Origin of the sequence: Nostoc sp. (assembly GCF_036917435.1) — a bacterium.
Taxonomy (GTDB): Bacteria; Cyanobacteriota; Cyanobacteriia; order Cyanobacteriales; family Nostocaceae; genus Nostoc.
In genome coordinates, this window is sequence record NZ_JBALDM010000027.1 from 88,030 (window position 1) to 110,070 (window position 22,041).

A 22,041-nucleotide genomic window follows, 5' to 3' on the forward strand; every position below is an offset into this window, starting at 1 on the left:
GAGACGTAGCAGTACTACGTCTCTCTACAAGGGTTCTGGATAATGCATATTTAATTTCACAGATATCTATGTAGTTACCTGAAAAGCTGGCAAACTAAGCCTCGTCTACAGAACGAGGTTTTTTGCCGTCAAGTAAAGCACTGACAGTCATATCTCCCATGACATTAATCATGGTGCGGCAGCGATCAAGAAACCAGTCTACAGTCACTAGCAAAGCAATGTACTGGGTAGGTAAGCCTACAGAAGTGAACACCAATGTCATCGTCACCAGTCCAGCATTGGGAATATTTGCCGCACCTACAGATGCAAAAATCGAGGTCAGGATGACAATTAGCTGCTGTCCTAGAGTCAGATGTTGCCCAATTAGCTGGGAAATAAACAACGCAGACATTGCTTCATAAAGGGCAGTACCATCGTTATTGAAATTTGCCCCAACTAATGCCCCCAAAGCAGCAGAAGATTCCCTTAAACCGACTTTTGTTTGCAAAACCTCAAAGGTTACAGGCATTGCCGCCGCAGAAGAAGAAGTTGAAAAAGCTGTTAAAAAGGCATCAGATCCGCCAGCGAGAAATTTTAGCGGGGGTACCCAAGAACCAAATTTTACTCTGGTTAGGTAATAGCACGCCTGCAATGCCAGTGCTAACAGCACCGCCAGGATAAATGCACCCAAAGATTTAAAAGGTGCAAATCCTTGCATAGCAACTGTTTTAGCAACAATCCCAAATACGGCGAAAGGTACTAAGACAATTACCCAGTTGAGGACACCGACTACCGCCTCAAACAAAATCCCGATGACATCTTCTATCGATTGGTATCCTTTTTTCCCTTGGGCGATTTGTTCAGATTTTAATCCCCGCAGGACAATGCCAAAACTCAGGGCAATAACAATTAGTTGGATGACGTTATTATCAACTAAAGGTTTCAGGACAGCTTCTGGTACAGCATCTTTGAGGATTCCCCAAGGGTCAATACTCTGAGTAGTTATTTGTGTAGTTGTTGTGGTGGCTACATTACCCCAAGTTCCTGGACGCAGCACATTTGCTACCAAAAGTCCTACTAAAATAGCTACGGTAGTGTTAGTTAAAAGTAGTACTGCTAATCGCCGTCCAGCTGTACCGGGGATATTGGTAGTCATTAAGGTATGCAGAACCGCTACCAGAATCAGAGGCGTAGCTAGGGCGCGGAGAGCCTTTAACACTAAATCAGCCGGAATTACTAAATTATTGATTAAGGTGGCGTTGCTGGGATTGGGATTCCCCGCACCAAGGGCAATTCCGACGCTGACTGCGGCTACTAGGGCGATGAGAATTTGCAATGTGAGAGGGATACGCTGCCACCAACGGCCAGCTTTGGTTTCAGGCGAAGTAGTACTCTCTGTTTCACTCATTAGTTAGATGCTGATTAACTGCTGTAACTATTAAAACAACACTGATGACAGTGACAATTTCGGAAAAAGAACAGCTTTAATTTTAGTTAAAAACTGCTAATGTAATATTCCGTTGCTTTGCAAAATCCGGCTTGAAAGGGTATACCACAAGGTAGGCCCCTAGAGATATCTTGGCTTGTGGTTGGAGATCCTTATGTCCTTTGTGCCTTTACATATTCACAGTGACTACAGTCTACTAGATGGGGCAAGTCAGCTACCAGAGTTGGTTGATCAAGCGATCGCACTGGGAATGAAAGCGATCGCCCTTACCGATCATGGTGTCATGTATGGAGCCATTGAACTGATCAAAATCTGCCGTAGTCAAAATATTAAGCCGATTATCGGCAATGAAATGTATGTAATTAACGGCGATATCGAAAAACAAGAACGCCGTCCCAAATATCATCAAGTCGTTTTAGCTAAAAATACTAAAGGTTACAAACATTTAGTTAAGTTAACTACTATTTCTCACCTTAAAGGTGTTCAAGGTAAAGGAATTTTTTCTCGTCCTTGTATTAATAAAGATTTACTCAAACAATATCATGAAGGCTTAATTGTTACCAGCGCTTGTTTAGGTGGAGAAGTCCCCCAAGCAATTCTCAGTAATAGGCCAGATGCAGCCCGAAAAGTTGCTCAGTGGTATAAAGATGTATTTGGTGATGATTATTATCTAGAAATTCAAGACCACGGTTCCCAAGAAGACCGGATTGTGAATGTAGAAATAGTCAAAATTGCTAGGGAACTAGGCATTAAAATTATTGCCACTAATGACTCGCATTTTATTTCTTGTTTTGATGTTGAAGCCCACGACGCTTTGCTATGTATTCAAACTGGTAAGCTAATTATTGAAGATAAGCGGATGCGTTATAGCGGCACAGAGTATCTCAAATCTGGTGAGGAGATGCGGCAGCTATTTCGTGACCATTTACCAGATGATGTCATTGCAGAAGCGATCGCTACTACTGAAGAAGTGTCCGATAAAGTCGAGCCTTACCATATCATGGGTGAGCCTCAGATTCCTACACCCCCCATTCCTTCCGGCCATACTGCTGACACTTACGCCGAAGATATTGCATGGAACGGACTTTTAGAACGGTTAAATCGCAAATCTCGCCAAGAAGTCGATTCCGTCTATAAAGAAAGATTGGAATACGAACTTAAAATGATTCAGCAGATGGGTTTTTCAAAATACTTTTTAGTTGTATGGGACTACATTAAATTTGCTAGAGATAATAATATTCCTGTAGGCCCAGGTCGTGGTTCGGCGGCTGGTTCATTAGTTGCTTATGCGATGCGAATTACTAATATTGACCCTGTGCATCATGGGCTACTATTTGAACGTTTCCTCAACCCAGAACGGAAATCTATGCCTGATATTGATACAGATTTCTGTATTGAACAACGGGATAAAGTTATTGAATATGTAACTGATAAATATGGTGCAGATAGAGTTGCTCAAATTATTACCTTTAACCGCCTAACTTCTAAAGCAGTTTTGAAAGATGTCGCCAGAGTATTAAATATTCCCTACGGGGAAGCTGACAAAATGGCGAAATTAATTCCTGTGGTACGGGGGAAACCAACGAAACTCAAAGTGATGATTTCTAATGAAACTCCAGAACCAGAGTTCAAAGAGAAATATGATAAAGAACCCCATGTTCGCCACTGGCTTGATATGGCCATGCGAATTGAAGGAACTAACAAAACTTTTGGTGTTCATGCCGCAGGTGTAGTAATTTCAGACGAACCACTTGATGAAATTGTCCCTTTACAGAAGAATAATGATGGTTCCGTGATTACCCAGTATTTCATGGAAGACTTGGAATCAATGGGTTTGTTGAAAATGGATTTTCTGGGTTTACGGAATCTAACATTAATTCAAAAGACTGTTGATTTAATTCAAGAAACTAGAGGATATCGGGTTGATCCTGATGAAATTCCGCGCGACGAAAGAAAAGCCCAAAGAATATTAGCTAAAGGAGAACATAGTACTCTGCCCAAAGATGTCCAAAAAACTTATGAACTATTAGAAGCAGGAGAATTAGAAGGGATATTTCAATTAGAATCTTCTGGAATGCGTCAGATTGTGCGCGATTTGAAGCCTTCTAATATAGAAGATATTTCTTCAATTTTGGCACTTTATCGACCGGGCCCATTAGATGCAGGGCTGATTCCTAAATTTATTAACCGCAAACATGGTCGAGAAAATATTGATTATCAACACACTATTTTAGAGCCAATATTAGACGAGACTTATGGAATTATGGTTTATCAAGAGCAAATCATGAAAATTGCTCAAGATATGGCTGGATATTCTTTGGGACAAGCTGACTTGCTACGTCGGGCGATGGGTAAAAAGAAAGTTTCTGAGATGCAAAAGCAGCGAGAAAAATTCGTGGATGGCGCTGCAAAAAATGGCGTTCAGAAAAAAGTTGCGGATGAATTATTTGAGCAAATGTTGAAGTTTGCTGAATATTGTTTAAGCTATGACACGGAAATATTGACGGTAGAATATGGATTGTTGCCGATTGGGGAGATTGTAGAAAAACATATTGAATGTACTGTGTACAGCGTTGATAATAATGGAAATATTTATACGCAACCTGTGGCACAATGGCACAATCGCGGACAGCAAGAAGTGTTTGAGTATTGTTTGGAAGATGGTTCAGTGATTCGGGCAACAAAAGATCATAAATTTATGACTGTTGATGGTCAAATGTTGCCAATTGATGAAATATTTGAGCGGGAATTGGATTTGATGCGGGTAGAGGGTTTGCCGAATTAGCCACGATAATGCCACTATTTACAGCTAGCTAATAACGGCACTTAAGCTGAAAATACTTTAATTTGCATCCTCAAAAAAATAAATCTCTTGTGGGGTGGGCATCTTGCCCGCCCTCGCTGTGCAAATTAAATGCACGACAGCTTACCACCATATTAAACTAAAGAACAATGTCTTCACCTCGCTCAGTGAAGCGAACTTCTTTAATATTCCATTGGGCATTACTCGTTAAAGTTTTGCGGAGACTCCCAAACAGAGCAAACTGCTCACAACTAGAAAGAGAAGCTATTTGTCGCTTTGATTCGGGAGATATTCGCAAATCAACTGTAGCAATACCATTTTTAATGTTGACACGATATCGGGACAAGCTAAAGTCGCTTGTATCTCGTTTTTCTAAGATTTTACTTACAACATTTGCCACAGGTTCATCGGCTGGTACTGTAACCTTTTCTGAAATGAAATCTTGACACTGGGCATCACTTGTATATAGTGTAGCGTTAGTAGTTTTACTAGTAACAGCTTTAGGAGTTGATGAGGAAGATGTATTTTCTTTAGGAAGTTCTTGATTAGGAGATTTTTCTCTCAACTGAGCTACGCTAGGAATTTGGCTAGAAGTCTCAAGCGATGGCCTATTCGTCGGTATTCCTATAGAGGATGGCGTTTCGCTGTCAATCTTAGGAGCGGTGGGTTTAGAACTACAACTGCTGAGACTGAAAACCATTGTTACAAAAAGAAGGGGTAAAAAATATCTCTTAGTTGTATTCATAAATTTTGCTTACAAGTGATGTTGCTACTATCAACTTCAGTGTCGCTGGTATCCATTCCGCATGTATTCATGAATTTTGAGCCAGTCTATAAAGTGTCAATCCGAAATCTGTATAAAGTGGAGGGTTGTATTATATAGGACTAATATTTGATTTCTGAAAAATCTCCGTACATTTGAAGAGTGGCAAAATAAAAGGTAGTGTGTCCGATAAACCACTCAAACATCCACTTCAGATGAGAGAAAGAAGGAATCAAAGCACAGAAACTCTGCTTCTTAACGTGCTTTGGAGTGTTAATAATGGAGCTAAGCGGATTCGAACCGCTGACCCCCTCAATGCCATTGAGGTGCGCTACCAACTGCGCTATAACCCCTTCAAAATCCATTATATAATGGCTTAATTCTTAGTATTTTGTCAAGTTTTTGTAGAAACTAAATTTTAAATATCTCCTCTAGAACTTAGCAATTACAACGAGACTTGCAACAAATAGGTCATACAATGCCCCATTAAAAAGTAAACTACTAACATGGCAGCAGCAGCCAGAGCAACCAATGTACCAGCCAACATTAGAGAAAATTCTTTACTCTCGTAGGCTTTTTCCATTAAGTGCAGCGACCACGCTACCAGAGCTACATCAAAAAGTAAAATAGGAAGCAACATATTTTTTAATATTTGTTAATACTTGTGAAATAATATTAACACCCTTTTTGAGAAGTGTGTCTAACTTCAGATAGATGTCATTAAGGGGTATTTGGTTGATCAAGATGATGTTCTTACTGGCACATTGCGATCGCGCAAATAATTTTTAATTTCTGCTACGCTTAATTGTCCGTAATGTAATAGTGATGCCAGTAGTGCTGCTTCAGCTTTGCCTTCAGTTAGGGCTGTGTAAATATGTTCACAATTACCTGCACCGCCAGAAGCAATGACTGGAATTTCTACAGCGTTTGCAATAGCTCGTGTAATCTCGATGTCATACCCGGCTTGGGTTCCATCAGCATCCATACTTGTTATTAGAAGTTCTCCAGCCCCGCGTTTTTCAACTTCTAGTGCCCACGATAGGGCATCTAAACCTGTATTTTCCCTGCCACCCCGCACATACACATCCCAACCTGGATTTTCCGGGTTATTTCTGCGTCTGGCATCAATAGCAACAACTATGCACTGATTACCGAAGCGATCGCTAGCCCGATTAATCAAGTCTGGATCGCGTACCGCCGCAGAGTTAATACTAACCTTATCTGCGCCGGCTCGTAACAAAGCTTTAACATTTTCTAAGGATTGAATACCACCACCAACAGTCAATGGAATAAAGACCTGTTCAGCAGTCCGGTAGACGACATCTAAAATAGTAGCTCGGTCTTCATGAGTAGCTGTAATATCCAGAAATACTAACTCATCAGCACCGGCTTCGTTGTAAACCTTCGCCAGTTCTACCGGATCGCCTGCATCTTGGAGATTGACAAAGTTAACTCCTTTTACAACCCGTCCCGCCTTCACATCTAAGCACGGTAAGATTCTTTTAGATAACATAATAACTTTTGTACTTATGGGTAATTGACCGGAATTTAAATTTTAAATTGGCGCGGGTATTTCCAAACGAAAATTTTCATGGGAATTTGGTATGGGGAATTTGGTATGGGGCATGGGGCATTGGGCATGGGGCATGGTTATTTTCCTTGTCTCCCTCTGCTCTCCCAGTCCCAAGTCCCCAGTCCGCACTCCCCACTCCCCACTCCCTAGTCCCCAGTCCCCAGTCCCCACTCCCTAGTCCCCAGTCTCCAGTCCCCAGTCCCTTAAAAGTAGATAGCTGAATTATGGCGATAATCTCCTCGAAAAAACAGCCTCCAGAACCCAACGGAGAACCAAAGCAGCGTCGGGAGTTGGTAAAAACACCATCCACAGACAATATTTTGAAGCCTGAAGCTGCTATTGATGAACAAGAGCAGCAAGAAGAAGGGATTCGACCGCACCGATTTGCCGATTACATTGGGCAAAAAGATTTAAAGGATGTGCTAGATATTGCCATCAAAGCAGCTAAGTCTCGTGGTGAGGTACTGGATCACTTGCTGTTGTATGGGCCGCCGGGATTGGGCAAAACCACAATGGCAATGATTTTAGCATCGGAGATGGGGGTAAATTACAAAATTACCAGTGCGCCAGCGCTAGAGCGTCCACGGGATATTGTCGGGCTACTGGTGAATATGAAACCAGGGGATATTTTATTTGTGGATGAAATTCATCGCCTGTCGCGGATGACGGAGGAAATTCTGTATCCGGCTATGGAAGATTATCGCTTAGATATTACTATTGGTAAGGGTTCCAGCGCTCGTATTAGAAGTTTGCCACTGTCAAAGTTTACTTTAGTGGGAGCTACAACCCGTGTGGGTGCTTTAACTTCACCACTGCGCGATCGCTTCGGCTTAATTCAAAAACTCCGATTTTACGAAGTTGATGAACTGACTCAAATTGTACTGCGAACCGCTCAATTACTCAAAACCCCTATTACAGAAGATGGTGCAACAGAAATTGCTCGTCGTTCACGCGGAACGCCACGGATTGCTAATAGGCTACTTAAAAGGGTACGTGATTATGCGGAAGTAAAGGTATCTGGAGAGATAAATGAAATTATTGCATCTGAAGCATTGCAACTATTCCAAGTAGATCCTTGCGGTTTAGATTGGACAGACCGCCAGATGCTGAGTGTGATAATTGAACAATTTAATGGCGGGCCAGTGGGATTAGAAACAATGGCAGCAGCGACAGGTGAAGATACCCAAACAATTGAAGAGGTGTACGAACCTTATCTTATGCAGATTGGATATTTAACTCGGACTCATCGTGGAAGGATGGCGACTAAGGCAGCATATAAGCATTTGGGGTTTACGCCGCCTAATGAACAGTTGTCATTATTGTAATAATGGGCATTGGGCATGGGGCATTGGGCATTGAGAATGAGTGTTTGATACTCGTGAATGAGTATTTGAACTCCGTTCCTCTGCCCCATGCCCAATGCCCCATGCCCAATGCCCCATGCCCAATGCCCCATCTTCAAGATAAACAGGTAAACCTAGATGATTAAGTTGATTGGTATTTTTCTCAGTTTGTTGCTTGTTTTTGGCTGGGGTACTCCAGTGATGGCACAATCTCAACCGCCTATTACTCAAGAACAGTTGAAACAAGGCGATGAGTGGGCTAATCAAGCGTTTGAAGCGACGAATCAAGGTGATTTTGCGACGGCTGAAACTTACTGGACAAAGATTATTGAGCAATTTCCGACGAATGCGGGGGCGTGGAGTAATCGGGGAAATTCGCGGGTGAGTCAGAATAAGTTACAAGAGGCATTGGCAGATTATAACAAAGCTATAGAACTAGCGCCGAATGTCACGGATCCTTATTTGAATCGGGGGGCGGCGTTGGAAGGGTTAGGAAAATGGGATGATGCGATCGCAGATTATAATCATGTCTTAGAACTAGATCCTAACGATGCGATGGCGTATAACAATCGCGGAAATGCCAAAACAGGGTTAGGAAAATGGGAAGATGCGATCGCAGACTACAAAAAATCTAATGAGATAGCCCCAAATTTTGCCTTTGCCCGTGCTAATTATGCCCTCGCTCTTTATGAAACAGGTCAAAAAGAACAAGCAATCCGCGAGATGCGAAATATTGTTCGTAAATATCCCAAGTTTGCTGATGTCCGTGCTGCGCTGACAGCTGCATATTGGGTAAATGGAGAACAAGGTGAAGCCGAGAGTAACTGGGTAGCAGCTTATGGACTCGATAGCCGCTACAAGGACATCAACTGGGTAACAAATATCCGCCGTTGGCCGCCCAGCATGGTATCAGCTTTAGATAAGTTCTTAAAAATCAAATAATAGAGGCATTGATTATGACTCATTTTGGCATCATCTGTCCTGGCGCAGCAACTGGCCCCCTCAACACTATGCTTCCCTTGGGGCAGGAACTTCAACGGCGTGGCCATCGCGTCACCCTCTTTGGAAGCCTTGATACTCAATCTAAAGCACTCGCAGCCGGAATAGAATTCCAAGCAATTGGTGAAAAAGATTTTGTTCCTGGTTCAACAGCAGAAACCTTTGGCAAGTTAGGACAACTGCGGGGATTAGCTGCGTTTCGATACACTATTGATTTGCTGAAGCGTGTTTCATCTGTGACACTCCAGGATGCCCCAGCATTAATTAAAGCAGCAGGTGTAGAAGCGTTGCTAATAAACCAAAGTTCTATAGAGGGAGGGACAATTGCAGAGTTTCTCAAAATTCCTTTCATCACTGTGTGCAGCGCTGTAGTACTGAATCGAGAACCTAGCATTCCTCCTTTTTTCACAACTTGGAACTATAGCCCATCTGTGTGGGCACGCTTACGTAATCAAATGGGTTACACCTTACTTAATAGCGTCGTCAAACCACTTGAAGATTTGCTAAATGAATATCGTCGAGAGTGGAAATTACCCCTGTACTCTAGTCTTGCAGATAGCTACTCTCCACTAGCTCAAATCAGTAATGCACCTGCTGAATTTGAATTTCCCAGGGAAGAATTAGCTCCTTGGTTCCATTTCACGGGAAGTTACCACACTTCAGCCAGTCGAGTCCCTGTTTCTTTCCCCTATGAAAAATTGACGGGGAAACCGTTAATTTACGCTTCGATGGGGACATTGCAAAATCGTTTGATTTGGGTCTTTCAAACTATTGCTTCAGCTTGTGAAGATTTGGATGCTCAGTTAGTGATTTCTCTGGGAGGTTCTGCTAAACCCGAATCACTGCCAGATTTAGCAGGAAATCCTTTAGTAGTTGAGTATGCACCTCAATTAGAAGTGCTGGAAAAAGCCACCCTCATGATTACTCATGCGGGAATGAATACAACAATGGAATGTGTGAAAAAAGGCGTGCCAATGGTGGCAATTCCAGTTGCTAATGACCAGCCAGGAGTAGCGGCGCGTATTGCTTGGACAGGGGCGGGTGAGCTTGTCACCCTGAAGAAATTGAATGTTCCCAGATTGCAAAATGCCATTAGGCGAGTGTTGACAGAAGAATCTTATAAACAGAATGCGCTCAGGTTACAAGCAGCTACTTTGCGTGCTGGGGGAGTAAGTCGAGCAGCTGATATTATTGAGCAAGCTGTTTCTACTGGTAAGCCTGTCTTGGCTTAAACAAATTAATTAACGAGTCGCGGAAGTCCCACCTTCAATGTATTCATTTTGACGGTCGGAGAGACGCGATAAATCGCCGTCTCTACAGAAGATTTATTCGTTAATTATTTCTTCACAGAGTACTAGAGCTACTCTGAAGCATGGGCTGATTTTGATGACGCTTCCCCTTCACTACCATCTTCACACCTCCGCCCGGACTAAACAACAAACCCTTACGCACTGGCTTCACTGGTTTACTATCAGCCAGTTCCATTTGCCAGCGAGACAGCACTGTTGCCAAAACTAGTTTCATCTCAAATAAGGCAAATGCCATGCCAATACAGCGACGGTTTCCACCACCAAAGGGTAAATACTCAGATGGAGAAAATTGTCGTTCTAGAAAACGCTCTGGCTTAAATTGCTTCGACTCAGGATATAAATCTTCTCGATGATGGGTCAAGTAAATAGAGGGAATTAGTATAGTTCCAGGCTCAAAATTGTACTGCCCAATTTGTAGCGGCGATTTGACTAATCGACTTAGTGCTGACATTGCCACTGGGTAAAGACGTAGTGTTTCAGAACAGACAGCATTCAAATAAGGCAATCGGAAAATAGCGTTTGCGTCTGGTTTTTCACCAAGATTATCTAGTTCTTGCAGTAGTTTTTCCCGCACCTCCGGCTGATGATGAATCCAGTACAGCGCCCATGATAAGGAAGTTGCAGTAGTTTCGTGACCCGCCACTAATAGGGTCATCAGTTCATCACGTAATTCCAAGTCTGTCATTGACTCTCCCGTTTCATCACGAGTCGCCATCATCAAAGATAAAATATCAGTTCCAGATAGATTGGGTTGTGCTTTGCGTTCTTGAATTTGGGTGTAGATGAGTTCATCAATTTGCTGCCGTAAACGCAAGTATTTCCCCCAGGGACTCCATGCTCCTAAATCCTGTCGCAATGATGGGAAAATAAGCAAAACTGTTCTTAGTAGAGAGATTTTGGGATTCAGGATTTCAATTAGGAGTTGGCTGAGTTTTTTGTAACGTGGGCCATCTTCTAGACCAAATACAGCCTTCAAAATCACTTGGAAAGAGATTTCTTGCATAGACGGCAGAACTGTAAAGGTTTCTCCAACCTGCCACTGATTAGTTACTTGCTCTGTGATTTCACGGATTAATTCACCATAAGCCAGCATTCGTTCCCCGTGAAAAGGGGGTGTCAAAAGCTTTCTTTGTCGCTGATGAGGCTTTCCATCTAGAGATAGTAATGATTGCTGTCCTAATAAAGGCGCTTTAATCCCTGCTGATGCACCAGAGTCTAACTTTTTTGGATCTGTAGCAAGAATCTGCTGAATTGCCTGGGGATTACTAATGAATACTTGAGGAGCAAAATTTGATCCAAGTTGGAGGGTGAAGATATCACCATAACGTTTAGCACAGGCTTCTATATATTCTAAGGGATTAGTAAGCCACTGATACATCTGTATCCAAGGGTGAGTTTGGGGCCCGTTAGGCAGTTTAAGTGCAGACATTTTTATTAATCTCCCAATGATTAAAGCAAGATTTTTATCAGCTAGTCATTCATGCACCCGCAGCTTGATTAATCTTAGAACATAGATCGGGGAGATGAACTCACCAACTCTTGAATCTGCTTTGGAGTCAATTCTTGCACATTAAGCAAAACTACTGCTGCTCCTGCTGCTATTAGTGTCTCACCATAAGCATCACTACGGGCTGCTGTTTCCTGCACATGGGGCGGTAAAACTCCTACACCAATCCAAGTCCGAGAAGAATCTAGACTCCGCGCTTTCTCTACGGTATACATATCTGCTACCGTATCTCCCACATAGACGATCGCAGATTTTTGCTCAATTCCCTTCTCTAATTTACGAACTGTAGCAAAAAGTCCAGTGGGGTCTGGTTTAGCTGGTGCATCTTCCATCGCAATCAATACCGGAGATTGCAAACCCAGACGTTTTTCCAATACATAGTTAGCGGAAGCACGAGTCGCACCGCTAAAAAATCCCCAAGCAATCCCCGCTTGGGTAAGTTGTTCTAAATAGCTAGGTTGTAATAATAAGGGTTCATTACAGATATACCCAGTAAAATTATTCGGGTCTGTCCCTCGGTAGCGGGATTGAAAAAAAGCAACGATCGCACTGTAATCTAGTTGCAGTTGCTTACGGCTCTGTTTTTGGGTTTCAAAGTAGCGGTAAATTAATTCCTGTGATGCTTCCCAATCGTTATTCCACACGCCTTCAGACTTCAGTTGGTCAATATCTAGCGGAGTTGGGCGATATGCTTGGGTAGTAAAATATTCTACCGTATCTGCGATCGCCCGACGATAGGAACCGCCAACATCACGCACAACGCCATCAATATCGAAAATAGCGATCGCTTTTGCAAAAGTTTGTTGAGTCATGGGTAGGGAAGATCGTATTGCTCTATGTATTCATCCTTTCATAAATAGCCCGTAAGAAATTCCAGGTTTCATAATAATTGTATAAAAAGGCTTATGCCAATTCTGTATGAAGATGCCCTAAACTAGAATAAATTGGATACGGCTATGCGATCGCCTAGTTTGATTTCTTCTAAGATGGGATAGCGATCGCTTTGCACTTCACCCAATTTCACAGGTTTTTGATGCCCGACGAATTGCGTCTTTTCTTTTTTCCTTTTTAAAATTCAGGTAAAAAATCGGGGTTGAGGGCTTCCTCTGGCGTGAAGGGAGATTGTTCGGGGAAGATAGCGATCGCTAATCCAGTTTCAATTACAGCCAATCGTCTAGCGGTTTGGTAGCTTTCCTCGAAAACCCGATCAAAGTGAGACTTTAAACTCGGACTTTCCTTGAGTGCCTTTTGGACTAGTCTGCGGTGTTCCAAAATTGTGTACTGCCAACTTTTTGAGCGCCTTTCAGTTTGAATTTGGTATTTGAGTAGATGCATCAGCAATACTTCCAGATTGCTCTCTAATGACCGTTTTTCACTCCTGCCCATTGTTTCAATTTCTTCAATTAAATTCTCTAAATCCAGTTCTGTGAGCCGGCCTTGTTTGAGCAGTTCTGCTGTGGTTTGAATCCACAGGTAAAAGTCTTGCTCATACAAATCTGAACTAGATGTTATTTGAGATTGGGGCAGTTGGGCAGTCACGTCGCTTCGCTCCGAATTGAAAATTGAAAATTGAAAATTAAAAATTAACAGCAAAATCTTTGAGAGCCGGGTGAGATTATAACTCAGGTAAAAAATCGGGGTTGAGGGCTTGTTCTGGAGTGAAAGGAGATTGTTCGGGGAAGATAGCCGGATGCAATTCAGTTTCATCGGCAGCCAAGAGTCTCGCATTGTCATAACACAGTCCGAAAACCTCACCAAAATAGGGTTTGAGGCTAGGACTTTCTTCTAGAGCTTCTCTGAGGCGTTTACGATGCTCCCGAATTCTGGCTCGCCAACTACCAGAACGCTTTTCGGCTTGATATTTATACTTTAATAGATGCATTAGCACCACTTCCAAATTGCTTCTGAGTGCTTTCTTTTCACTCCTGCCCATTGTTTCAATTTCTTCAATTAAATTCTCTAAATCCAGTTCTGTGAGCCGGCCTTGTTTGAGCAGTTCTGCGGTGGTTTGAATCCACAGGTAGAAGTCTTGCTCATACAAATCTGAACCAGATGTTGTTTGAGATTGGGGCAGTTGGGCAGTCACGTCGCTACGCTCCGAATTAAAAATTAAAAATTAAAAATTAAAAATTAACACTAAACAGTACTGAGTAAAATTTCTTACTCCCCACTCCCCACTCCCGAATGTTTGGTCATTTGATCGAGTATTGCGTTAAAATAAGCGATCGCTATCCTAGTTAAGTAATGCCCGGAAATTCCCGGAGGTGTGATTGACCAAGTTTATTTTGAAAATTTTGTGGTTAGACGAAAACGTTGCTCTAGCAGTGGATCAAATTGTAGGCAAAGGCACTAGTCCTTTGACTAAGTACTTTTTTTGGCCCAGAAATGATGCCTGGGAAGAGTTAAAAAAGGAATTAGAATCCAAACATTGGATTACTGACGTGGATCGTGTCGAGTTGCTTAATAAAGCGACAGAAGTGATTAACTACTGGCAAGAGGAAGGCAGAAACCGTCCAATGGCCGAAGCTCAGTTGAAATTTCCAGAAGTTGCCTTCACAGGTAGCGCCTGATATTACAATGTTAGCGATTGCGCTGTTCTACAAGCTGCCACAGTTTGATAGTCTTGTCTCGGCTGCCACTTGCAATTAATTGTCTAACTTTGCTCACAGCAACAGCAGATACTGAGTCTACATGACCAGAGAGAGTAACAATCTCTTCTGCTGTGCTTACCCTCCAAAGTTTAACTGTTTTGTCGCAACTTGCACTTAGGAGTGTTTCGCCATCGGCAGTAAAAGCTACAGCCACCACAGACCAAGAATGGCCAACAAGTGTGCAAATTAGCTGACCTGTGTTTACCTCCCACAATTTAATAGTGTTATCATCACTACCCGTCGCCAAAATTTGACCATCAGGACTAAAAGCGACTGTCAAAACCGCCCATGCATGACCCGAAAGGGTGCTTAACAAGCTATAGCATGGGCGGTTTTCAAATTCTCTCTGGGAATTTTCTAATGCAGGTATGTGCCACAGGCGAATTGTTCTGTCATAGCTAGCGCTGGCTAAAATCTGTCCTTGGGGACTAAAGGCTACTGAATTTACCTGTAATTGATGTCCAGTTATGGTGTAAATTTCTGTGCCAGTATTTACATCCCAGAGTTTGATTGTCTTATCCCAGCTACCACTAGCGAGAATCTGCCCGTCTGGACTGAAAGCAACCGATTTGACAGCGTGTGAGTGTCCCAATAAAGTGCAGATTTCCTTTAATGTCTCAACTCGCCATAATTTGATAGTTTTATCGTCGCTAGCTGTTGCCAAAATTTGACCATCAGGACTGAAAGCAACTGATTTAACAGCTTGGGAATGTCCCGATAAGGTAGCTAGAACTTGTTGGGTATTTAAATCCCACAATTTGATGTTTTTGTCATCACTACCACTGGCTAAGGTATAGTCGTCAGAACTTATGGCAAGGGCATTCACACCACTTAATATCCCGGAATGCCCAGTTAAGGTATGCAAGCATTGCCAAGGAGGATTTGGTAATTGAAAATTTTGAGTTTTACATTCCATACCCATTGCTTGCATAACTTCATTAGCTGATTGAAAACGGCGGTTAACGGCATTTTGTAGCAGCTTGTCGAGAATTTGTACTAAGCGTAGACTCTTTGAGTCTTGTCGCCAGACATCGCTAACCTTGGTAGTAAGATATTGTTGCCAAACCCAACAATCGTTAGCAATATCATATAAATCAAAGGGAGGAATCTGGGTAAGTAAATAAATACAAGTTACACCCAAGCTATATAAGTCACTAGCAAAAACGGCTTTTCCCTTCGCTTGTTCTGGTGCAGAGTACTCTGGACTGCCGATACTGGTTTCAGATGTTAGCCGATCGATTTCCGTGACGATTTTCGCAGTGGTAAAATCGACTATGACGAAATCCCCTTTTTTGGTAATTGGGCATCTACGGATGATGTTTTGGGGTTTAATGTCGCGGTGGATGATGTGGCGATCGCTGATAAACTGCAAAACTGGCAACACATCTTCTAAAAGTTGCCAAATCTGAGTTTCATTAAAAGCGCCTTCTTCTTCAACCACCTGAGCTAAATTAGTGCCTGCAATAAACTCTTGTACTAAATAAAAATGCTCGTTCTGCTGAAAATAAGCGAACATTGCCGGAATTTGCGGATGATTCCCTAATTCTTCTAACTTTTGCGCCTTTTGGTGAAAAGTTTGATCTGTTTCGGATTCCAGCGATAATTCTTGAACAACACAAGGAATTGGCGGAAACTGACCCTCATCTACAGCGAGGGAGGTTTTGCAGAATCCCCCTTTACCAATCTGTTTGAGTAAACGAAAGCGTTCTTGTAACAACAAAATTTCTTTGCTTGGAGGGCATTCACAATAAAATATATAGCAATCCTAAATGACTTCTGAACAAAAAGATCCCCGACTTCTTTAAGAAGTCGGGGATCTGAGCCTCTGGTTATAAACAGCGCTTTTAACGTTAAGTTGACTTATCTGGAAAATTCACAACTATAGGTGGATAACCGTTTTCTGAGGTTGGTTGGGCTTTGGTAACTACTGGTTGTGGATGCAAAGGTGTTGGTGTCAATTCACCTTTACCAGTTTGATTCCATAAAATCATCGATAGTAACCCATCCACCAAGCCGTTATTGCTACCGTTACTGCCAACTAAAACATCTGGAATTAAGCGGACATTGCGATCGCCTATAATCTGCATTAGTTGCATTGCAGTATAACCTTGTGAACCCAAAGCTTCCACACCAGTGCGGTAGGTTTCAGCTTTAGCGTTACCTGTGGCCCGAATACCTTCAGCCTCAGCAATTGCCCGGAGTTTTGTTCCCTCAGCTTCACCGTTCGCCTGCTTAATTTGGGCTTGAGCTTTTAGGTCAGCAATATGCACACTTTGCTCTGATTTCACCATTTCTTGCTGGATATCAGCCAATGCCGTTTCCCGGACAAGCTGCTGACGTTGGGTTTGCGCCATCTGCTGGACTTCATAAGTCTTGCGTTCTTCTTCGGCAATTTTTCGGTCTGTCTGTGTCTGCATTAACGACGCTGGTGGCAGAATATCACCAATCAGGGTGTCGATCGCTTGCACGTCGTAAGCCCGCAATGCTGTTTTAATATACTCAGCAGCCTCAGCTTGTCGCTCACTCCGAGCCGTCAAAAAGTCTAGTACAGTATAGTCTTGGGCTGAGTTGCGGAAATAATTACCGATAGTTGGTTCTAATACATGGTCTACGAGATTTTGCATTACACCAACGCGAGAAATTACCTTCGGGGCATCTAATGCACCCACGTGGATAATTTGCGCTACTTCCAAATCAAAGGCAAATCCATCACGCGATCGCACTGTTAAGGAAGCCAGTTTAGCATCATAGCTGTGGCGTTCAGTCCGACCCGACCAGTTTAAAACAATGTTGGTCGTTGGCACCAGTTCAATCTTCATAATCCGGGAATTAATCGGGTGCTTACCAGGATATAGCGGTTCAACCCACACACCCTTATGTCCCTGATTCACCAAGTTACCGTGGGTGAAAGCTGCACCACTGACATCTTGATGTGCCTTACCCACGAAAGAAATCACCACACCCACATACCCAATGGGAATTTCCGTCATCGGCACTTGTTCAACCTGAACAAACCAAGGATTCAAGTTCCAAGAACCAGAAAGTAGAATCTGCTCTTGTAAACCTCGCCGTCCACCTCCATCAATAAATTTATAACCATTTTGGAAGTTGTCGTGTCCGTCAATTACGGGGCCTGCGAGTTCACCAGCAGAAATCGGTACACCATCTAAGGTAGTGACAATGCCAACTTTGTCAGATGCAAGACTGTACACCCGCAACTGTTCTGGAGCCATGCCATGAGCGCTGGCATTTGATGCCATGATGACTTTAAACAGGGCGGTGTTAATCCTATGCGTACCTGCGGTGAGAAAACCCATTTGCCGCCCTTTTTCACCACCTTGGGTAAGGAATTTTCGAGCATCTTGGAAGTTGTCACAAGTCACAATTTTACCCAAAATCCGCTCTGGTGGGTTGGATGCACCATCTGCCGCCACAATCAAAGCTATTTCCCCTTGGGGAACGACAATTACCGACTCTTTTTTTACAGAATACTGCCAAGGCCAATAGCCCCAGTGCCAACCAGGAGGCAGAGTATCTGCCTGTAAACCTGCTTCACCATTAAGAGCAATCAATCCTCCGGCTGGGATTCCGCGCCCGGAAAGGGTAAATTTTCTGACCACAATGCCGACTTCACGTTCGCCAATAACCACTAGTCCGCCAAAGAACAGGGGGACGAATATGACGAAGCCGCCGACAAGTAAGATGGGAACCAGTACAAAACCATCAATTCCAGCACTTTGGTATTGAGTCTTGCTAGTTTGTAACTGAGCAATATTTGGTGTAGTCTGATTTAGCTGGACTGATATCGGAGTTATTTCTTTTGCAGTAGTTATTTTTACAGGAGTAGCGTTAGCAGAGTGAATGTTACCAGCGATCGCTAAGGTTGCTACGATGGATGCTGCAAAACGAGCTGCCTTATTTTGTTTACGGGTGCCAAGCAAAGAAGAAAAGCTTTTCATAATTTGTGCCCATTTGGGCAACTAATTAGCTAAGTTAACACTTCAACAAAGCTTGCCTCGATTTCTTAAACTTGACGTAATTTTTTTTAAAATTAATAAATAAATAAATTTGTAGGTTGGACATTGCCCAACCTACAAAGTTGAAATAGAAAGTTAAATTAGACCGAACCGCCAGCAGCTTGAAACCGAGCGCGGGCGCGTTTAAAGGCTTGATTTGCCTTAATTTGGGCTTGGCGATCGTCTCCTGGAACTTGATTCAGTCCCGCTTCTGCTTGGTTGTAAGCAGCACGAGCTTCATCAAGGTTAATTTTGTCGCCACGTTCAGCGCCGTTAACCAGAATTGTCACTTCGTTTTCTTCGATTTCGGCAAAGCCACCCAAAAGGGCGATCGCTTGCCAATTCTGATTTTTCGCGGCGCGGACTCGCATTACACCAGTATCCAGGGCGGTCAAAAGTGGTGCGTGTCCAGTTAGAATACCTAGTTGACCAGTAGTGCTAGGCAAAACTACTTCTTCAGCTGGAGCATCCCAGACTGTTTTATCTGGGGAAATTACCCGAACGGTTAATGTCATTTGTCTTTTGTCCTTTGTCTTTTGTCTGTTGTCTTTTGTCATTAGCCATTAGCGATCGCGCACTAATGACCAATGACCAATGACTAATGACTAACCTTTCATTTTTTCAGCTTTGGCGATCGCTTCGTTAATATCGCCAACCAAGTAAAAAGCCTGTTCTGGCAGAGCATCCAACTCACCAGACAGAATTTTTTGGAAGCCTTTGATGGTATCTTCCAACTTCACATACTTACCAGGAGAACCGGTAAATACTTCTGCGACAAAGAACGGCTGAGACAAAAAGCGCTCAACTTTCCGCGCCCGTGCCACGATTAGACGGTCTTCTTCAGACAATTCATCTAAACCGAGAATGGCGATAATGTCTTGGAGTTCTTTGTAACGTTGCAAAGTTGATTGCACCGCCCGCGCAGTATTGTAGTGTTCGTCACCTACAATGTTTGGTTGGAGCATGGTGGAAGTTGAATTCAGGGGGTCAACTGCGGGATAAATTCCCTTGGATGCCAAACCGCGAGACAGTACTGTAGTTCCGTCCAAGTGGGCGAAAGTAGTAGCAGGTGCGGGGTCTGTGAGGTCATCCGCAGGGACGTACACTGCCTGAATGGAGGTAATGGAACCCTCTGTAGTCGAGGTAATCCGCTCTTGCAGTTCGCCTACGTCGGTTCCCAATGTGGGCTGATATCCAACCGCAGAAGGCATCCGACCTAATAGCGCGGATACTTCAGAACCTGCTTGTACAAACCGGAAGATATTATCAATAAACAGCAGTACGTCCTGCTTGTTCACATCCCGGAAGTACTCTGCTACTGTCAATCCCGAAAGACCAACCCGCATTCTCGCTCCGGGTGGTTCGTTCATTTGACCGTAAACTAGAGCAATTTTTGATTCGTTGAGGTTGTCTTTGTTGATAACCCCAGATTCCATCATTTCATTGTAGAGGTCATTGCCTTCACGGGTGCGTTCACCCACGCCAGCAAATACGGATACTCCACCATGCTGAGTAGCGATGTTGTTGATCAATTCCATCATGATCACGGTTTTACCAACACCAGCACCGCCGAATAGACCAATCTTACCGCCGCGTCGATAGGGAGTCAGAAGGTCAACAACTTTAATCCCAGTTTCAAACACCGAAGGTTTGGTTTCTAGGTCAGTGAATTTGGGGGCAGAGCGGTGGATGGGTAGAGTTGCTTCAGCATTTACTGGGCCTCTGTTGTCCACGGGTTCGCCAAGGACGTTGAAAATTCGGCCCAAGGTGGCTTTACCAACCGGTACGCTGATAGGAGCGCCTGTATCGGTAACTTCAAAACCACGCACCAAGCCTTCAGTGGAACTCATCGCAACAGTCCGCACCTGATTGTCGCCCAGCAATTGCTGTACTTCAATGGTGATGTTGATTTCCTGTCCAGCTTCATTGGTGCCTTTGATTTTCAAAGCGTTGTAGATTTGTGGCAATTTCCCGCCGGGAAATTTAACGTCTACGACTGGGCCAATGATTTGGGTAATGTAGCCAATGTTTGTTTTTTCTGCGGTTGTGACCATGCTGCGCCTAATGAGTGAAGCTATATTTCAGATACGGTCGGAGAAGACATAAAATTAAGCAATGTCACCTTTCAGATTAGCACTGAACGCTCCCACCTTCGCCTTAAATTGATCTTTAAGACTAGGGCTTGGGAATCAAAATCTAGGGTAAGTCTTAGCATGGGGACTTGGGAAGACTCAAAATCAAAACTTCTGTGTCAGGCGATCGCTAAGTGACTCTATAGGAGTATCGCTCAATACCAGTTTGCTCTTTGAGGAATGAGATATGAATCTATCCCACTAATAAAATTCTTTAAGTCCCAATATGTGCGTTGCAGAATAGAAACATGAATTAGTGTGATGGTTTATACCCCATAATAGGCGATGCTTTCTCTACGAGACGCTACGCGAACGGCGGACAACTATTGGAGAGGCTAACGCCTACGCCTACGCTCTTTAGGAGTTTCGGATATCGCTTTTTTGTTTCGCGCAAAGTCGCAGCGAAGCGATCGCAGACTATGCACCTGGTAGTGAATTAGATATATTCTCTGAGTTAGAGGGAGAAGACTTTTGCTACTATCCAGATGAAGACTTACACAACTCAGGAAATTATGTACAGAGGTGAAGTCTGGTTAGTTAATTTAGATCCAACAGTAGGCACAGAAATTAGCAAAAAACGTCCTTGTATTATAGTCAATGATGATGCTATTGGGATTTTGCCTTTGAAGGTTATTGTTCCAGTTACAGATTGGAAAGAAAGATATGCTGTTAGACCTTGGATGGTACGGCTCGAACCAAGCACAGAGAACAGTTTAGCTAAAGTTTCTGGTGTAGATGCTTTTCAAATACGTTCAGTTTCAGAAACAAGATTAGTCAGAAAACTAGGTTAACTCTCCGACTCAGAAATGCAACTTGTTTCTCAAGCATTAGCTGTTGTCTTAAATATTTCTCACCCCATACCTTAGCGATCGCTTGGTAGAATACATATTTTATTGCTGATGTTGTAAGCAAGCCACTAAATCAGCTTGCATTGAGAAATCTAGTAAGGCTTCGGCTAAATCCTCTAACAATGTTAAAATTATATATCCATAAAGGAGAAGATTATGAGCAATCAATCTGTTCCTAAAACAAATAGTCTCTATGCACAAGATTATCACTTGTGGTTAGAATACACCGTTGATTTATTAAAAAACAAAAAGTTTTTAGAATTAGAGTTAGAAAATTTAATTGAAGAAATTGAAAGTATGGGAAGAAGTGATAAAAATGCTTTAAGGAGTAATCTTAGAGTGCTTTTAATGCACCTTCTCAAATACAAATTTCAACCCCAGAACCGATCTAATAGCTGGTTATATACAATCTATGAACATCGTCAAAGATTACAAGAAACATTTGTAGATAGTCCTAGCTTAAAATACTATTACACGGAAGTTTTTGACATTTGTTACCAACACGCTAGAAAAGAAGCATCTATTGAAACAGGTCTTCCTCTGTCTATTTTTCCCAAAGACTATCCTTTTTCTGTTGATGAAACCTTAGATTCTGATTTTTTTCCAAATTAATCATAATCGCACCGTGGAGATTTTTCAGGCGATGCCTTCTCTACGAGACGCTGCGCGA

The 22,041-nt window shown here is 42.9% G+C and carries 21 protein-coding genes, 1 tRNA gene and 1 pseudogene; 8 read left to right on the forward strand and 15 right to left on the reverse strand.

Annotated elements, in window-relative coordinates; genetic code table 11:
• Window positions 1-94 precede the first annotated feature (94 nt).
• Window positions 95-1,387 (reverse strand): dicarboxylate/amino acid:cation symporter, encoded by a 1,293-nt coding sequence (locus tag V7K98_RS11180; protein WP_335021679.1) that lies wholly within the window; start codon window positions 1,385-1,387, stop codon window positions 95-97.
• Between the two features lie 193 nt (window positions 1,388-1,580).
• Between V7K98_RS11180 and V7K98_RS11185 the strand changes: the two genes are divergently transcribed.
• A complete protein-coding gene (locus tag V7K98_RS11185; RefSeq protein WP_335021681.1) occupies window positions 1,581-4,211 on the forward strand; it encodes a DNA polymerase III subunit alpha in 2,631 nt (876 codons plus the stop codon).
• 157 nt (window positions 4,212-4,368) lie between these two features.
• On the opposite strand, the gene V7K98_RS11190 is transcribed toward V7K98_RS11185, so the two are convergent.
• The 6 genes and pseudogenes from V7K98_RS11190 to V7K98_RS11210 all read right to left on the reverse strand — a co-directional run bounded on the left by V7K98_RS11190 (window position 4,369) and on the right by V7K98_RS11210 (window position 6,736).
• The gene (locus V7K98_RS11190; RefSeq protein WP_335021683.1) at window positions 4,369-4,974 is read right to left on the reverse strand and encodes a sporulation/spore germination protein; all 606 of its coding nucleotides are present in this window, start codon (window positions 4,972-4,974) and stop codon (window positions 4,369-4,371) included.
• A gap of 140 nt (window positions 4,975-5,114) precedes the next feature.
• Window positions 5,115-5,237 (reverse strand): annotated as a pseudogene (locus V7K98_RS28905) (IS630 family transposase); the annotation flags it as partial.
• 35 nt (window positions 5,238-5,272) lie between these two features.
• Window positions 5,273-5,345: transfer RNA gene (locus tag V7K98_RS11195), tRNA-Ala, on the reverse strand.
• Window positions 5,346-5,437: 92 nt separating this feature from the next.
• Entirely contained in the window at window positions 5,438-5,632 is a 195-nt protein-coding gene (locus V7K98_RS11200; RefSeq protein ID WP_012410736.1) for a hypothetical protein, read from the reverse strand.
• A gap of 99 nt (window positions 5,633-5,731) precedes the next feature.
• Window positions 5,732-6,505, reverse strand: coding sequence for an imidazole glycerol phosphate synthase subunit HisF (gene hisF / locus V7K98_RS11205; protein ID WP_335021685.1), 774 nt, complete (start codon window positions 6,503-6,505; stop codon window positions 5,732-5,734).
• 42 nt (window positions 6,506-6,547) lie between these two features.
• On the reverse strand, window positions 6,548-6,736 hold the full coding sequence (locus tag V7K98_RS11210; protein WP_335021687.1) for a hypothetical protein: 189 nt from the start codon (window positions 6,734-6,736) through the stop codon (window positions 6,548-6,550).
• Between the two features lie 53 nt (window positions 6,737-6,789).
• Between V7K98_RS11210 and ruvB the strand changes: the two genes are divergently transcribed.
• From ruvB to V7K98_RS11230, 4 genes are read left to right on the forward strand one after another with little or no spacing between them, the layout of a single operon-like run.
• Window positions 6,790-7,890: a Holliday junction branch migration DNA helicase RuvB gene (gene ruvB / locus V7K98_RS11215; RefSeq protein WP_335021689.1), complete on the forward strand. Its 1,101-nt coding sequence runs from the start codon at window positions 6,790-6,792 to the stop codon at window positions 7,888-7,890.
• A 2-nt stretch (window positions 7,891-7,892) separates the two neighbouring features.
• Window positions 7,893-8,054, forward strand: coding sequence for a hypothetical protein (locus V7K98_RS11220; protein ID WP_335021691.1), 162 nt, complete (start codon window positions 7,893-7,895; stop codon window positions 8,052-8,054).
• Window positions 8,047-8,850 carry a tetratricopeptide repeat protein gene (locus V7K98_RS11225; protein WP_335021693.1) on the forward strand — a complete coding sequence of 268 codons (804 nt, stop codon included), beginning with the start codon at window positions 8,047-8,049 and terminating at the stop codon, window positions 8,848-8,850. The genes V7K98_RS11220 and V7K98_RS11225 overlap by 8 nt, the downstream gene beginning before the upstream one ends.
• A gap of 14 nt (window positions 8,851-8,864) precedes the next feature.
• Window positions 8,865-10,139: a glycosyltransferase gene (locus tag V7K98_RS11230; RefSeq protein ID WP_335021695.1), complete on the forward strand. Its 1,275-nt coding sequence runs from the start codon at window positions 8,865-8,867 to the stop codon at window positions 10,137-10,139.
• Between the two features lie 112 nt (window positions 10,140-10,251).
• Here the strand turns inward: V7K98_RS11230 and V7K98_RS11235 are convergent, their stop codons facing one another.
• From V7K98_RS11235 to V7K98_RS11250, 4 genes are all read right to left on the reverse strand, one after another.
• Window positions 10,252-11,646 carry a cytochrome P450 gene (locus tag V7K98_RS11235; RefSeq protein ID WP_335021697.1) on the reverse strand — a complete coding sequence of 465 codons (1,395 nt, stop codon included), beginning with the start codon at window positions 11,644-11,646 and terminating at the stop codon, window positions 10,252-10,254.
• A gap of 74 nt (window positions 11,647-11,720) precedes the next feature.
• The gene (locus V7K98_RS11240; protein ID WP_335021699.1) at window positions 11,721-12,536 is read right to left on the reverse strand and encodes a TIGR01548 family HAD-type hydrolase; all 816 of its coding nucleotides are present in this window, start codon (window positions 12,534-12,536) and stop codon (window positions 11,721-11,723) included.
• A gap of 256 nt (window positions 12,537-12,792) precedes the next feature.
• Entirely contained in the window at window positions 12,793-13,263 is a 471-nt protein-coding gene (locus tag V7K98_RS11245; RefSeq protein WP_335021700.1) for a DUF29 domain-containing protein, read from the reverse strand.
• A gap of 76 nt (window positions 13,264-13,339) precedes the next feature.
• Window positions 13,340-13,810 carry a DUF29 domain-containing protein gene (locus tag V7K98_RS11250; RefSeq protein WP_335021702.1) on the reverse strand — a complete coding sequence of 157 codons (471 nt, stop codon included), beginning with the start codon at window positions 13,808-13,810 and terminating at the stop codon, window positions 13,340-13,342.
• A 184-nt stretch (window positions 13,811-13,994) separates the two neighbouring features.
• Here V7K98_RS11250 and V7K98_RS11255 point away from each other — a divergent pair, with 184 nt between their 5' ends.
• Window positions 13,995-14,294, forward strand: a complete 300-nt coding sequence (locus V7K98_RS11255) for a 30S ribosomal protein PSRP-3 (protein WP_069071048.1) — start codon at window positions 13,995-13,997, stop codon at window positions 14,292-14,294.
• 10 nt (window positions 14,295-14,304) lie between these two features.
• On the opposite strand, the gene V7K98_RS11260 is transcribed toward V7K98_RS11255, so the two are convergent.
• The 4 genes from V7K98_RS11260 to atpD form a co-directional block, all read right to left on the reverse strand.
• Window positions 14,305-16,095 carry a serine/threonine-protein kinase gene (locus V7K98_RS11260; protein WP_335021704.1) on the reverse strand — a complete coding sequence of 597 codons (1,791 nt, stop codon included), beginning with the start codon at window positions 16,093-16,095 and terminating at the stop codon, window positions 14,305-14,307.
• Between the two features lie 130 nt (window positions 16,096-16,225).
• Window positions 16,226-18,334, reverse strand: a complete 2,109-nt coding sequence (locus V7K98_RS11265; RefSeq protein WP_335021706.1) for an SPFH domain-containing protein — start codon at window positions 18,332-18,334, stop codon at window positions 16,226-16,228.
• 158 nt (window positions 18,335-18,492) lie between these two features.
• Complete coding sequence (gene atpC / locus V7K98_RS11270; protein ID WP_335021709.1) at window positions 18,493-18,906, reverse strand: ATP synthase F1 subunit epsilon; 414 nt, start codon at window positions 18,904-18,906, stop codon at window positions 18,493-18,495.
• A gap of 90 nt (window positions 18,907-18,996) precedes the next feature.
• On the reverse strand, window positions 18,997-20,445 hold the full coding sequence (gene atpD, locus V7K98_RS11275) for a F0F1 ATP synthase subunit beta (RefSeq protein ID WP_335021711.1): 1,449 nt from the start codon (window positions 20,443-20,445) through the stop codon (window positions 18,997-18,999).
• Between the two features lie 563 nt (window positions 20,446-21,008).
• Between atpD and V7K98_RS11280 the strand changes: the two genes are divergently transcribed.
• Window positions 21,009-21,314, forward strand: coding sequence for a type II toxin-antitoxin system PemK/MazF family toxin (locus V7K98_RS11280; protein ID WP_442940410.1), 306 nt, complete (start codon window positions 21,009-21,011; stop codon window positions 21,312-21,314).
• Between the two features lie 213 nt (window positions 21,315-21,527).
• Window positions 21,528-21,983: a DUF29 domain-containing protein gene (locus V7K98_RS11285; RefSeq protein WP_335021713.1), complete on the forward strand. Its 456-nt coding sequence runs from the start codon at window positions 21,528-21,530 to the stop codon at window positions 21,981-21,983.
• Window positions 21,984-22,041 lie beyond the last annotated feature (58 nt).